The organism is Propioniciclava tarda (assembly GCF_900182665.1).
GTDB lineage: Bacteria > Actinomycetota > Actinomycetes > Propionibacteriales > Propionibacteriaceae > Propioniciclava > Propioniciclava tarda.
This window is the reverse complement of the sequence record NZ_FXTL01000013.1, coordinates 41,734-54,828: the sequence shown is the minus strand read 5'-3', so window position 1 is coordinate 54,828 and position 13,095 is coordinate 41,734. Positions and strand designations below refer to the sequence as shown.

The window sequence follows — 13,095 nt, the reverse complement described above, 5'->3', positions numbered from 1 at the left end:
AAGTCATGGCCAGGCTCATCCACCTCAACGGCCCCCCGGCGATCGGCAAGTCCACGCTCGCGGCCCGGTACGCCGACGAGCACCCGGGGACCCTGAACCTCGACATCGATCGGCTGCTCCCGCTCGTGGGCGGCTGGACGGATCCGGCCAACGACACCCATCTGTTGTTGCGTCCCGCGGCCCGGGCGATGGCGAGGGCGCACCTGGCCGGGGGCCACGACGTGGTGCTGCCGCAGTACCTCGCGCGACTGGACGAGATCGAGGCGTTCGCGGCCTCGGCTCGATCGGCCGGGGCCGACTTTCGCGAGATCGTCCTGCTGGCGGACGCCGACGAGTGCGTCGCGCGCTTCACCGACCGACCGGACGAGACCACGTGGGACCGCCACAACAGGACGATCGTCGACGAGCAGGGCGGCGACGTCTTCCTGCGCGGGATGCTCGCCAGCCTGCTCGCGATCCTGCCTCGGCGTCCGGACGCCGTCGTGCTCACCAGCGTCAGGGCCGATCCGGACGCGACCTACCGAGCTTTGCTCAGCCAACTCGACGGTCGCTGAGCCGTCCCGACGTCCGAGGACGCAAGAAGGGCCGCCTCCGAAGAGGCGGCCCTGCGTTCTTGATGAGCTCTCAGCTGTTCATCGAGATGTGGACGTGGTCCATGTGGTTCGCGGTGGCGCTGCCACGGTTCTCCATCTTGCGCCACGTGGGGTTGCCGGGCGTCCAGATGCGCTGCTCGAAGATGATGTGGTTGATGTTCAACTCGCTGGCGTGAGCGGCGGCGTACTTCGCGATCGTCCAGCCCAGCGCCGACTCGGCACCCTGGGTCAGCATGAAGTCGATGGCGAGGCCCTTTTGGTGGTTCGACAGGCTGTACGGCCGGTAGCCACCCACGGAGTTGATGCCGGGGAAGAGGGACGTGATGACGTAGTACGTCTTCACCGCGCCACCCTTGAGTCCGTACTTCGACGCCGAGCCAAAGGGGCTGCTGCCCGTCGCGACCTCGGCGACCGGGGCTGCGGGAACGGCGACGGCCGACGTCCCGGAGGTCTTGGTGACCGCAGCCTTCGCGGCGGCCGACTTCGCAGCAGCAGCCTTGTCAGCGGCAGCCTTCGCTGCAGCAGCCTTGTCAGCAGCAGCTTTGTCGGCGGCAGCCTTGTCAGCCGTACCGGCCTGGCCCGCAGCGGCAGCCGCGGCGGCCTGGTCGGCGGCGGCTTTCTCGGCGGCGTGCTGGACCGAAGACAGCTGCACGGCCTCGTTCAGGACGAACCGCTTGCCCTGCGTGATGGTGGTGAAAGCCAGCGCCTCGGACGGAACAGAGGTCAGGAGGTTGGCCGACGACGTCGGGCTCACGTCGGCGGCTGCCGCCGGCACCGCGACGGCGGTCGCCGTCGCCACGGCCAGCGCGCACACGGTCGCCGTGGTCGCCATGGCCGAGGTGGAGGGCATCAGCCGCGCGCTGCGGATCGGCTCGATCGCGCGGCGGGGAGGAACCGCATGACGGGGAGTGGTCAACCGAGCAGACGTCGGCGCATGTCCTGCGGCAACGCGGCGGGGCTTGGTCACGTGAAAACTCCAGCTGTCAAGAAGTTGAGAACAGGTAGAACGCTAGCTGAGAGATTCTCAGGACGCAACCTGAGCGGCTCTCAGCAACCGCCCTTCGAGACGGCTCGCGACTCGGCGTCCGACGGTAGGGTGAACTTGCAAAGGAGCCCCATGAAGCCACCCGTGAACCGACCCCGACGGCTGCGCACGACGGCCGCGATGCGGAACCTCGTCCGCGAAACGCGGGTCCATCCTGGCCAGTTGATCCTGCCCGTGTTCGTCGCCGAGGGCATCGACGCTCCGCGGCCGATCTCGTCGCTGCCCGGGGTCGTCCAGCACACGCTCGAGTCCGTCAAGGCCGAGGCCTGCCGCGTCGCCGAGGCGGGATTAGGCGGCATCATGCTGTTCGGCGTCCCCACCGACGACCACAAGGACGCCTCCGGCAGCGGCGGCGTCCGGGTCGACGGCATCTTGAACCGTGCCCTGCGCGCCGTGGCGGACGCCGTTGGCGACGCCACCGTGATCATGGCCGACACCTGCCTCGACGAGTACACCGACCACGGACACTGCGGCGTCCTCGATGCCCGCGGACGGGTCGACAACGACGCGACCCTGTCCCTGTACGCCGAGATGGCCGTCGCGCAGGCACGCGCCGGCGCCCACGTCGTCGGCCCCTCCGGAATGATGGACGGCCAGGTGGCCGTGATCCGCGCCGCCCTGGACGCCTCCGGGCACACCGACACCGCGATCCTCGCCTACGCGGCGAAGTACGCGTCCGCCTTCTTCGGACCCTTCCGCGAGGCCGTCGGCTCGTCCCTGCAGGGCGACCGCAAGACCTACCAGCAGGACCCGGCCAACCGCCGCGAGGGCCTCCGCGAGGCCCTGCTCGACATCGAGGAGGGCGCCGACCTGGTGATGGTCAAGCCCGCGGGCGCCTACCTCGACGTGATCTCGGACGTGGCCGCGGTCTCGCCGGTGCCCGTGGCCGCCTATCAGGTCTCCGGCGAGTACGCGATGGTGGAGGCCGCCGCCCACCGGGGCTGGATCGACCGCGACCGGGCCATCGACGAGACCGTGACGAGCATCGTCCGCGCCGGAGCCGACGTCGTCCTGACCTACTGGGCCTTGGAGTTGGCCGGACGCCTCCGCTGAGCCAGGGTCCCCCGCGGAGTCAGGGGCCGCTCGGGGGCACCCACAGCTACTTCACAGGCGCCGCCCATGGAACAGCCAGCGACGCTCGCTGAACTTGACCCGTTGGCGTCGAGGGACGCCGAGGACGGTGCAGGACATGGCTGAGCAGAACACCCCCGACTACGGCAGACCCGACGCCTTCGCCCGGCCCGGTCAGGCGCCGATCCCCGTGACGCCCCAGGTCCCGGCCCCGGTGGTGTCCTTCCCTGCTCCGGCCGCGGACGCTCGCCCCTACTCCTTCTCAGACTGGACGCCGCAGGCTGCGGTCCCCTCTGGCCCGGGTGACGCGGCGGCGTCCGACCAGGTCTGGCCCCCTAGCCTCGGCGGTGCGACGGCGGTAGGCGGACGCCGCCGGTCGCGGACAGGTCGGCTCGTCCTGGCCGGCCTCGGCGCCCTCACGGCGCTCGCGCTCGTGGCGGGGGCGTCCGGGATGATCACGGCGCGAATGACCTCGGCCGCCCCCCAGCAAACGCGACCCGCGGCGTCCGCCCCGGCCCAGAGCGGGCAGGCGACCCAGCCGGCGTCCGCACCGAAGACGACCGCCCCGGCGGCCGGAACCGGCACCGCCCAGAAGTCGACCCAGTCGACGCCCACCGACGCGCAGAGCAAGGGCGTCGTCCTGATCAACACGACCATGACCAACGGGACCGCAGCCGGCACCGGCATGGTGATCGACGCGTCGGGGCTGGTGCTGACCAACTACCACGTCGTCCAGGGCAGCACGGCGGTCAAGGTCACGATCGCCACGTCCGGACGCACGTACACGGCCACCGTCGTCGGCCATGACGCCACGAACGACGTCGCGCTGTTGCAGCTCGCGGACGCGTCCGGGCTGGACGTCGTGACGTTCGACCAGGACGCCGTCAGCGTCGGCGCCGCCGTCACGGCGGTGGGCAACGCCAACGGCCAGGAGTACCTGACGGCCGCCTCGGGTCAGATCACGGACACGTCCGCCACCGTCACTGTGTCGAACGACAGCGCCTCGGGCACCGAGACCCTCAAGGACGTCTACGAGACCAACGCGGCCGCGCAGCCCGGTGACTCCGGCGGACCCCTGTTCGACGCCCAGGCCGAGGTCACGGCGATGACCACCGCCGGCGAGCAGACGTACCGCGGCCCCCGGACGGCCCAGGCGCCGACCACCACCGCGACGTACGCCATCCCGATCGCACGGGCGCTGTCGATCGTGCAGCAGATTCGCTCGGGTCACGACGCCGGGAGCGTCCGGGTCGGGCCCAACGCCTACCTCGGAGTCATGGTCGCAACGCGCTCCACCGGATCTGCGGTCGTGTCTCAGGTGACCGCGGGCACCCCCGCGGCGAAGGCCGGGCTGACGGCCGGGTCCACCATCACAGCCATCGCTGGCACGAAGGTGGCTTCACAGGCCGACATCGCCGCAGCCCTCAGCGGCCACAAGCCCGGGCAGTCCGTCAAGGTCGCCTGGATGGACGCCGCAGGTGCGGCCCACACCGCCGACGTCACGCTGGCGGCCAGCCCCGTCAACTGACACCCGCGTTACAGCGCGCAGCGGACGAGGGTCGAGGCGAGCTTCCACAGGGCCGGCTGCGACGCGGGGCCCGCCAGGGCGTGGCCGATCGCGACACCGCGAGGTCCAGGCGTGGGACAATCGCTGTCCCCGCGACCAAGGAGTGAGATGCCCGGCCACCTGTCGATGGAAGAGGTCTTCGCTCGCGCCTGCGAGCTGATCCCCGGCGGCGTCTCCTCGCCGGTCCGCGCCTTCGGCTCGGTGGGCGGGACGCCGGTCTTCCTCGCCTCGGCGAAGGGCCCGCACGTCGTGGACATCACGGGGCGTGAGTACGTGGACCTGGTCTGCTCCTGGGGTCCGGCGCTGCTCGGGCACGCGCATCCCGAGGTGGTGCAGGCCGTCCAGGACGCCGCGACGCGCGGCCTCTCCTTCGGGGCTCCAACCACCGCCGAGGTCGAGTTGGCGGCAGCCGTGAAGGCACGCATTCCCTTCGTCGAGAAGGTGCGGTTCGTCTCGACGGGGACCGAGGCGACGATGACGGCGATCCGGCTCGCCCGCGGCGCCACCGGACGCCCGCGCATCGTCAAGTTCGCCGGCTGCTACCACGGCCACTCCGACTCCCTGCTCGCCGCCGCGGGCTCCGGCGTCGCGACCGCCGGGCTGCCAGGCTCGTCCGGCGTCACGGACGGGGCGGCGTCCGACACGATCGTCCTGCCCTACAACGATCCGGACGCGCTCCGCGCGGCCTTCGCCGCCGACGGCGAGCGGATCGCCTGCGTGATCACCGAGGCCTGCCCGGCCAACATGGGGCTGGTGCCGCCGGCGTCCGGCTTCAACGAGACCATCCGCGAGGTGACGCGCGAACACGGGGCGCTGATGATCTTCGACGAGGTGCTGACCGGCTTCCGCGTCGGACCGGCCGGGTACTGGGGACACGACAACAGCCCGGACGCCCCACGCTACGTCCCCGACATCGTGACGTTCGGCAAGGTGCTGGGCGGCGGGATGCCGCTGGCGGCCCTGGCGGCGCGCGCCGAGATCATGGACCTGCTGGCACCGCTGGGGCCGGTCTATCAGGCCGGCACCTTGTCGGGGAACCCGCTGGCCACGGCGGCGGGTATCGCGACGCTGCGCCTGGCGGACGCTTCCGTGTACGCGCGGGTCGACGAGGCGTCCGAGGTGCTGCAGACGGCCATCGGCGAGGCCCTGACAGGGGCGTCCGTGCCGCATGTCGTCCAGCGGGCGGGCAACCTCTTCTCGGTCTTCTTCGGGGAGGACGCCGCCGCCCGCGGCGTCCGGAACTACGCCGAGGCCCAGGCCCAGGACGTCTTCCGGTTCGCGCCGTTCTTCCACGCCATGCTGGACGCCGGCGTCACGCTGCCCCCGAGCGTTTTCGAGGCCTGGTTTCTGTCGTCGGCACACGATGACGCGGCGCTGTCGCGCATCCTGGACGCGTTACCCGCGGCCGCCCGGGCGGCCGCCTCGGCGCGACGCGCGTCCTGAGTCGCCGGTCACTCTCCGTCGAGTCCGTGCGCGCTCACCCCGCGCGCACCTCGACGCGTCCCGCCCGCCGGACGCCGGCGCCGGCGTCCGACCTTTCCCAGACCCACGGCGTCCCCGGATCGCTGACCCGCACTGCCGGGCGGGTGCCGCCCACCTGCAGGCGGAGCACCAGTACCGCCTCCTTGAACTGTCCCGCCAGTTCGACCGTCGTGCTGATGGACTGCGACTGTCCGAGAACCTCCACGACCGCGTTCAGGCGCAGCGGCTGCGAGCCCGACACCGAGATCCCGACCAGCGTGAGGCGGCTCGGGTTCTTCCGCGACCACAGCACCGCCGCCCCCACCTGCACGCCGCCGTCGGCCACGCTGTAGGACTGCTCAGTCACCCGCGCGATGCCGGACGCCCCGACCAAGCGGAAGGCCGACACCTGAGCGGATGCCGGAACCGTGCCGCGGTAGATGGTGGTCACGTCGTCGGCCAGCCACGACTTCAGCCGGTCGCGATAGTCGTCGGCGCAGTCGGCCTTCAGGGCTGACAAGGGGATCGTCGCCGCCAGCGTCATCGTCGACTGGGAGCGAAAGCCCCCGGCGGCCACGTCCGCGGACCCGTCGAGCGTGACCTGCACGGTGCGCGGCACGAATGGGTCGGCGCACTCCCAGAACGCGGTGAACGAGTGCTGCAGACGGTCGACCGACTGGGCGACCCGGTCGACGGCGTTGTCGACCCGTGCTGCGATGATCGCCCACTCCTCGGCCTCGGTGTCGGCGACCGTGTCTTCGACGAGGGCCACGATCTTCGAGACGACCGCGATGCTCTTGCCGACCATCGCGACGATGGCTCCGGGCTCCTTCTCGAGGGACAAGACTTGGCCGACCAACTCGATCACCTCGCCGACGGCACCGGCGATCTCGTACCGCTTCAGCCGCGCGTCCCGCGCCGCCTTCTTGCGGTACAGCTCCAAGGCCCGCTGCTCGACCTTGAGCTCACGCCGGGCCAGCGACAGGTCACGCAGGTGGTCCTTCAACTCGGCGATCAAGCCGTCGCACTGGCATCCCATGGCGTTCACCTCGTGGCAAGTCTGGCACCGCACGCGAGAGCGCGGGGCCGTGCCAATCAACCTCGAGCAGATCCGGACCCGGTGACCACCCGCGCCTACGCAGAGGCGGGCGCTGCGGCGTCCGACGTTGTTCAGATCTTCCGCGGCACCTCGTTGCCGGCCTGGCGGATGCCCTCGCGGAACTTGACCCGCGACAGCAGGACGCCGCCAACCACGAAGAAGATGATGAGGGCGACGATGGCGAACCGGTACGAGTGGGTGAGCTGGTAGACCAGCCCGAACGTCAGGGTGCCGAGCCAGGACGTGCCACGCTCCATCGCCTGGTAGAGCGAGAAGAACTCGGACTCGCGTCCGCGAGGCACGAGCTGGCTGTAGAGCGAGCGCGACAGCGCCTGCGTGCCGCCCATGACGAGACCGATGAGCCCGCCGAGCAGCAGGAACATGCCGAAGTTGCCCTTGGGCACGAAGAAGGCGACCAGCACGACGCCGAGCCAGATGGCGATGCCAACGATGACGGTGCGCGACGCACCCCAGGAGGCGGCCGCGCGGCCGAAGATCAGGGCGCCGAAGAACGCGATGATCTGGACCATCAGGAAGGTCATCATGACCTGGCTCTGCTCCATCATCAGCTCGCTGGTGCCGTAGATCGACGACTGTGAGATGACCGTCTGAATGCCGTCGTTGTAGAACAGGTAGGCCAGCAGGAACAGCATCGTCTGGGGCAGTCCGCGCAGTTCGCGGAAGGTGTCGGCCAGCTGTTTGAAGGCGCCGGTCACCGCGCCCGCTGTGGACGTACCCTCGGCGACCCGCACCTCGAGCGGACGCACGGGGAGTCCGCGCAGTCCGAGCACGGGGATCAGCGTGAACAGTCCCCACCACAGGCCGGCGGTCAGCAGACAGAGGCGGACGGCCATGCCCGTCGAGATGCCCAACTGCCCCTTGAGCGACAGCACCGCGAGGTTGAGCGCGAGCAGGATCGCGCCACCCACGTACCCCCAGGCCCAGCCGCGCGAGCTGATGCGATCGCGGTCGTCCGGCTTCGCGATGCGGCACAGGATGCCGTCGTAGATGACCAGCGAGCAGCCCATGGCCAGCGACGCGATCATCAGCAAGATGACGCCCAGCTGCCACATATCACCTTGCAGGAAGAACATCAGCGTGCCAGCGGCCGCGCCGACCCAGGCGAACAGGCCCATCAGCCACTGCGGACGCGGCGAGCGGTCGGCGATCGCGCCGACGAAGATCAGCAGGAACGCCGAGATCAGCGTCGTCACGGTCGTCACATAGGACGCCAGCGAGCCCGGGTCGATCGGAATGAACCCGAGCACCGGGATGGTCGTGAGGCACTGCTGCCCGTCCGGCAGGTTGGGGCACGCGGCCTCGGTCGCCATCGCGTTGAGGTACGGGCCGATCAGCACGGTCATCGTCGTGGTGATGAAGCCTGAGTTGGCCCAGTCGTACCAGAACCAGGCGCGCTGGTGCGGGGTGATCGGGGTCTTGGCGGACGCAGCGGACGGGCTGGCGGTCTGGGTCACAGGCGAAGGGTAGTAGCCGAAGGTGACGCTGGATAGACGACGCGAGGATCGGCCGACGCCACGTCTCGCCGGAGTTCAAGCCGGGTCGACGAGGCGTCCGTTCCAGGACGCCGACGGCGGACGGAACCGGCCATCCATGCCACGTCGTGACCCCTATCGGGGCGCAAACCCAACCGTGACGGGGTGCCGCGGGCGCGTGACCCGACCCGCCTCAGCGGTGCAACGTGGTCAGTCGCGGATCTCCCGCGGCAGCCCGAAGGAGGTCTTCTCCTCTATCAGCACGTCCTCGACCGCAGGCGGGAAGCCGTGGGCCTCGAGGAACGCGCACACGCCCTGGACCAGCGATTCCGGCACGGACGCCCCGCTCGTGATGCCGACCCGCGAGACGCCCGCCAGCCAGGCCGGATCGATCTCGGACGCGTTGTCGACGCGGCGCGCGTCCTTGGCGCCGGCTTCGCGCGCGACCTCGACGAGCCGCACGGAGTTGGACGAGTTGGCCGACCCGACGACGATCACCAGGTCAGCGCCCTCGGCAATGTGCTTGACGGCCGCCTGCCGGTTCTGGGTGGCGTAGCAGATGTCGTCGCGCGACCGGTCGGTCAGGAGCGGGAACTTCTTGCGGATCTTCGCGATGGTCTCTGCGGTCTCGTCCACGCTCAGGGTGGTTTGCGTCAAGAACGTCACCTTGGACGGATCCTTCACGACGAGCGTGTCGACGTCCTCGGGCTTCTCGACGACGGTGATGGCATCCGGCGCCTCGCCGGTGGTGCCCTCGACCTCTTCGTGACCGGCGTGCCCGATCAGCACGATGTCGACGCCCTGGGCTGCGAACTTCTTGGCCTCGGTGTGGACGCGCGTCACCAGCGGGCAGGTCGCGTCGATGGTGGTCAGCCGGCGGGCCGCGGCGTCCGCGTGGACGCTCGGCGCGACGCCGTGGGCCGAGAAGACCACCGTGGCGCCCTCGGGCACCTCGTCCAGTTCATCGACGAAGATGGCGCCCTTGGCCTCGAAGTCCTCCACGACGTGCTTGTTGTGGACGATCTGCTTGCGCACGTAAACGGGCGTCCCGTACTTCTGCAGCGCCAGTTCGACGGTCGTGACGGCCCGGTCGACGCCCGCGCAGTAGCCCCGGGGTGCCGCCAGCACCACACTCTTCTCGGTCATGCGGGCCAGTCTAGGTCGGCGGACGAACTGCCAGACGGACGCCCTAGGCTGGCGTCCGTGCCCCTGGAGTCCTCGCCCGAGCAGCCGCAGCCCCTGCGGGTGGTCGTCAATGCGCTCAAGGACTACGTGGAACGCACCGGCGCCATCTGGGTCGAAGGCCAGGTGATCCAGCTGACCCGCCGCGCCGGACAAGTCACCCAGTTCCTGACGCTGCGCGACAAACTGGCCGAGGTCAGCGTCAAGATCTCGACCACCACCGCCGTCCTGGACGCCGCCGGTCCGTTGGTCGAGGGCCAGGTCGTGACCGCCTGGGTGCGTCCGACGCTGTGGTCCCGGTCGGGGTCGCTGACGTTCGAGTGCCGCGACATCCGGCCGTCCGGAGAGGGGCGGCTGCTCGCCCACCTCGAACAGACGAAGCGCGCGCTGCAGGCCGAGGGACTGTTCGCATCCGAGCTGAAGAAGCCGCTGCCCTTCCTGCCGCGGCGCATCGGGCTCGTCACCGCCGAGGCGTCCGCGGCCGAGCGCGACGTGATCGAGAACGTGCGCCGCCGCTGGCCGGCCGCCGTGTTCGAGATCCGCTACGCCCTCATGCAGGGCGCCAACTGCGCGCTCGACGTTGCCGACGCCGTCGCCGTCCTCGACAAGCACCCCGAGGTCGACGTCATCGTCATCGCTCGCGGCGGCGGCTCGTTGGAAGACCTGCTGCCCTTCTCGGACGCCGGCCTCGCCCGCGCCGTCTTCGCCGCCCGGACGCCCGTCGTCTCGGCGATCGGCCACGAGACCGACACCCCGATCCTCGACCTGGTCGCGGACGTCCGGGCCTCCACCCCGACGGACGCCGCCAAGCGCGTCGTCCCGGACGCCGCGGCCGAGGCCGAGCGCGTGGCCCAGGCCCGCCTCCGGAGCGAGCAGGCGATCCTCGGACGCCTCGCCTCCGAGCAGCGCCAGCTGGACGCCCTCCGCTCGCGTCCGGTGCTGCGCGATCCGTCCGCGACCATCGACATCGCCGCCCAGCGGCTCCACGACCTGGCCGGACGCCTCGGCCGCGCCATCGGCGTCCGTCTGGACGGCGAAGCCGACACGCTGACCCACACGATCGCGCGCGTGCGGGCGTTGTCCCCCCAGGCGACGCTGCAGCGCGGTTACGCGATCCTGTCCACCGCCGACGGCGTGACGATCACGTCGGTCACCGACGTGATGCCCGACGAGACGATCGTGGCCCGCCTGCTCGACGGCGAGATCGCCGCGGCCGTCATCGATGTCGAGCCCGCCGACCAACCCTCAGATGAGAACGAGGAGCCATGAGCACACCCAAGCAAGCAACCGAGCTGTCCTACGAAGAGGCCCGCGACCAGCTCGTCGGGGTGGTCCGGGAGCTCGAATCGGGAAGCGTCCCGCTGTCCGAGGCGATGCGCCTGTGGGAGCGGGGCGAGGTCCTCGCCGCGATCTGCCAGCGCTGGCTGGACGGTGCGCGCGCGACCATCGAGCGCGCGAAGTCGGTGCAGGCGGGCTGACGTCGAGGTCCGACCCGGTCACCCCAGCCGCCTGGCTGGGATGCACCTCACCCAGGTGACCTGGAACCCCGAAGGCTGAGTGAAGCTGGCCGCACAGCCGGATGACTTTGCAGAACGAGGTGGCTGAACGGGATGGATGCGCTGGAGACGAGCGACGGTGTGCGCTCCCCCTGGTGTCGGTCCCTGGTCACTCCCCGCGAGCGATGGCCAGGAGCTCGGCCGGATCGGACAGCTTGATCCGCTCGCGGCCCTCGGCAGCACCGAGCGCCTGCTCGGCCTGCTCGACCCGACGCCAGCCGTCGATCCCGATGGGCCGGACGCCCCTCGCCTGCAGCACCCCGTCGATCGAGCCCGCGTGGCGGTCGAGGTCGGCGAGGATCCGCTCGGCGACCGCGGCGCCGTCGCGGTTCTGGGTGCCGAATCCGCCGACCCAGCCGTTCGCGATCCAACCGGCGGCGTACTCGCCCGGCTGGACGGTTCCCGTGGAATCGACCACGCGATGGTCGACGGTCGGGATGGTGCCGGTGCGGGCGTCGAAGGGGACGCGGTCCAGCGGCAGCCCGCGTGCTCCGGTCGCCCGCAGCAGCAACTGCGCCGGAATCATGTCCTCGGACCCGGCCGAGACGAGGCGTCCGGCCTTGTCGAGATGGGTCTTCTCGATCCGCAGGCCATCGAGGGCCTCGCGCCCGCGTAGCTCCAGTGCGCGGGTCCAGAAGCGAATCCGCAGCCGCGCCCGCGCCCCGTGGACCTCGCGCTCGGCGGCGGCGCGCCAGATGGGCAGCGCGTCCTGGGCCTTCTGCGAGAGGTGCGCCTCGTCCACGTTCAGCGCGGCCTTGTCGAACCGGACGGCCACGTCCGGCAGGTTCAGCAACTCGGCCAGATCGCGAGACTTGAGCTGGCAGTCTCCGGGACCGCGCCGCACCAGGATCGACACCTCCCGCACCCGATGGCTCGTCAGGTGCTCCAGGACGTCGCGCGGCATGTCGGTGTCTGCGAACTCGGCCGGCTTCTTGAGCAGCAAGCGGGCGAGGTCGATCGCGACGTCACCCAGGCCCACGATCGCGACGCTGGTGACCCCGGTCAGGTCGAAGCCAGGCACCCCCGGGGCGCCCGTGCACCATTCGGCAAAGGATCGCCCCGAGCGGACGCCGGCCAGGCTCTCCCCCGGGATGTCGAGCAGCCGATCCGCTGCGGCCCCGGTCGCGTAGACCACGGCGTCGAACGACGACAGCAGGTCGTCGCGCTGCAGGTCCCGGTTGAAGTCCACCGCCCCCAGGAACCGGACGCCGGGGTCGTCGAAGACCGCCGCGCGCTTCTCGATGAGCTGGCGACCGGCGGCGTGATCAGGGGCGACGCCGTACCGGATCAGCCCGAACGGCACCGGACGCCGGTCGAAGATGTCCATCCTGACGCGCCCCGGGGCGCGCTCCAGCAGTTCGGCCGCCGTTGCCAGGCCCGCCGCACCCCCACCGACGATCGCGATGCGGTAGCTGGGCCTCGACTCCTCACTCATGGTCGTCAAAGGTACCGGTCGGCGACGGTTACGCCTGCCCCGACCACGTCAGGGTCGTGGCGAAGGCCTCGATCGCCGGATAGCCGGTGTCGGCGCTGACGATGGTCACGCGGCCGTCCGAGATCAGCGCGAGCGCGCGCGTCCTGCCGTCGTCGGAGACGTAGCGCGTCCAGGTTCGCTCGCCCAGCGACGACGTTCCGTCCGGACGCCCCCGGCGCGTGACGTCGCTGATCAGGACCTCGGGGGCGGCGTCCGACTGATCGACGGCGACGTAGACGCGATCGGGCGAGAGGTAGCCCAGCCCGGCGGTGTTGCCGGCCGCGTACGCGCCGGACACGCCCGGCTTGCCCAGGGGCGTCCAGCGGGCGCGGGTGCAGACCCAGCCCTCGGGCAGCTTGCTGGGGACCGCGATCGGGAACTGCGCCGCCTGGGCCGCGGCGATGACGGGGGCCGGGTCGACCTTCGCGACCGGGGCGTCCGGGACGCGCTGGAACCAGGCCACCGCCAGCAGGGCGGGGGCCAGGACGACGACGATGGCGACGATCATGTGGATGACCGGCGGGTTGGGTCGGGTTCTGGCCATGGCCGCCATG

Annotated in this window: 12 protein-coding genes; 6 read left to right on the top strand and 6 right to left on the bottom strand. The window is 70.8% G+C overall.

Annotation, left to right across the window (positions count from 1 at the left end; all coding sequences use genetic code 11):
• Window positions 1–5: 5 nt before the first annotated feature.
• Complete coding sequence (locus FN821_RS10330) at window positions 6–554, top strand: AAA family ATPase (protein ID WP_131172521.1); 549 nt, start codon at window positions 6–8, stop codon at window positions 552–554.
• 70 nt (window positions 555–624) lie between these two features.
• Here the strand turns inward: FN821_RS10330 and FN821_RS10325 are convergent, their stop codons facing one another.
• Window positions 625–1,443 (bottom strand): VldE C-terminal domain-containing protein, encoded by an 819-nt coding sequence (locus tag FN821_RS10325; protein ID WP_131172522.1) that lies wholly within the window; start codon window positions 1,441–1,443, stop codon window positions 625–627.
• Window positions 1,444–1,710: 267 nt separating this feature from the next.
• On the opposite strand from FN821_RS10325, the gene hemB reads away from it, so the two are divergent.
• The 3 genes from hemB to hemL all read left to right on the top strand — a co-directional run bounded on the left by hemB (window position 1,711) and on the right by hemL (window position 5,719).
• Window positions 1,711–2,691: a porphobilinogen synthase gene (hemB, locus tag FN821_RS10320; RefSeq protein ID WP_131172523.1), complete on the top strand. Its 981-nt coding sequence runs from the start codon at window positions 1,711–1,713 to the stop codon at window positions 2,689–2,691.
• Window positions 2,692–2,827: 136 nt separating this feature from the next.
• Entirely contained in the window at window positions 2,828–4,237 is a 1,410-nt protein-coding gene (locus tag FN821_RS10315; RefSeq protein WP_131172524.1) for a trypsin-like peptidase domain-containing protein, read from the top strand.
• 147 nt (window positions 4,238–4,384) lie between these two features.
• Entirely contained in the window at window positions 4,385–5,719 is a 1,335-nt protein-coding gene (hemL, locus tag FN821_RS10310) for a glutamate-1-semialdehyde 2,1-aminomutase (protein ID WP_131172525.1), read from the top strand.
• Window positions 5,720–5,753: 34 nt separating this feature from the next.
• On the opposite strand, the gene FN821_RS10305 is transcribed toward hemL, so the two are convergent.
• The 3 genes from FN821_RS10305 to FN821_RS10295 form a co-directional block, all read right to left on the bottom strand.
• Window positions 5,754–6,776, bottom strand: a complete 1,023-nt coding sequence (locus tag FN821_RS10305; RefSeq protein WP_131172526.1) for a hypothetical protein — start codon at window positions 6,774–6,776, stop codon at window positions 5,754–5,756.
• Window positions 6,777–6,907: 131 nt separating this feature from the next.
• A complete protein-coding gene (locus tag FN821_RS10300; RefSeq protein WP_241660210.1) occupies window positions 6,908–8,311 on the bottom strand; it encodes an MFS transporter in 1,404 nt (467 codons plus the stop codon).
• Window positions 8,312–8,539: 228 nt separating this feature from the next.
• A complete protein-coding gene (locus FN821_RS10295) occupies window positions 8,540–9,475 on the bottom strand; it encodes a 4-hydroxy-3-methylbut-2-enyl diphosphate reductase (protein WP_131172527.1) in 936 nt (311 codons plus the stop codon).
• A 57-nt stretch (window positions 9,476–9,532) separates the two neighbouring features.
• On the opposite strand from FN821_RS10295, the gene xseA reads away from it, so the two are divergent.
• Window positions 9,533–10,780: an exodeoxyribonuclease VII large subunit gene (gene xseA, locus FN821_RS10290; protein WP_131172528.1), complete on the top strand. Its 1,248-nt coding sequence runs from the start codon at window positions 9,533–9,535 to the stop codon at window positions 10,778–10,780.
• Window positions 10,777–10,989 carry an exodeoxyribonuclease VII small subunit gene (locus FN821_RS10285; protein WP_131172529.1) on the top strand — a complete coding sequence of 71 codons (213 nt, stop codon included), beginning with the start codon at window positions 10,777–10,779 and terminating at the stop codon, window positions 10,987–10,989. Before xseA ends, FN821_RS10285 begins: the two co-directional genes overlap by 4 nt.
• 187 nt (window positions 10,990–11,176) lie before the next feature.
• Here FN821_RS10285 and FN821_RS10280 read toward each other — a convergent pair whose 3' ends face one another.
• Window positions 11,177–12,502, bottom strand: a complete 1,326-nt coding sequence (locus tag FN821_RS10280; protein WP_131172530.1) for an FAD-dependent oxidoreductase — start codon at window positions 12,500–12,502, stop codon at window positions 11,177–11,179.
• A 28-nt stretch (window positions 12,503–12,530) separates the two neighbouring features.
• On the bottom strand, window positions 12,531–13,085 hold the full coding sequence (locus tag FN821_RS10275) for a DUF4245 domain-containing protein (RefSeq protein WP_165489332.1): 555 nt from the start codon (window positions 13,083–13,085) through the stop codon (window positions 12,531–12,533).
• Window positions 13,086–13,095: the final 10 nt, after the last annotated feature.

Coding starts and splice junctions, on each gene's coding strand:
- hemL (WP_131172525.1), top strand. CDS start 4,385: ATGCCCGGCCACCTGTCGATGGAAGAGGTCTTCGCTCGCGCCTGCGAG.
- hemB (WP_131172523.1), top strand. CDS start 1,711: ATGAAGCCACCCGTGAACCGACCCCGACGGCTGCGCACGACGGCCGCG.
- FN821_RS10275 (WP_165489332.1), bottom strand. CDS start 13,085: ATGGCCAGAACCCGACCCAACCCGCCGGTCATCCACATGATCGTCGCC.
- FN821_RS10315 (WP_131172524.1), top strand. CDS start 2,828: ATGGCTGAGCAGAACACCCCCGACTACGGCAGACCCGACGCCTTCGCC.
- FN821_RS10280 (WP_131172530.1), bottom strand. CDS start 12,502: ATGAGTGAGGAGTCGAGGCCCAGCTACCGCATCGCGATCGTCGGTGGG.
- FN821_RS10330 (WP_131172521.1), top strand. CDS start 6: ATGGCCAGGCTCATCCACCTCAACGGCCCCCCGGCGATCGGCAAGTCC.
- FN821_RS10325 (WP_131172522.1), bottom strand. CDS start 1,443: ATGCCCTCCACCTCGGCCATGGCGACCACGGCGACCGTGTGCGCGCTG.
- FN821_RS10295 (WP_131172527.1), bottom strand. CDS start 9,475: ATGACCGAGAAGAGTGTGGTGCTGGCGGCACCCCGGGGCTACTGCGCG.
- FN821_RS10285 (WP_131172529.1), top strand. CDS start 10,777: ATGAGCACACCCAAGCAAGCAACCGAGCTGTCCTACGAAGAGGCCCGC.
- FN821_RS10305 (WP_131172526.1), bottom strand. CDS start 6,776: ATGGGATGCCAGTGCGACGGCTTGATCGCCGAGTTGAAGGACCACCTG.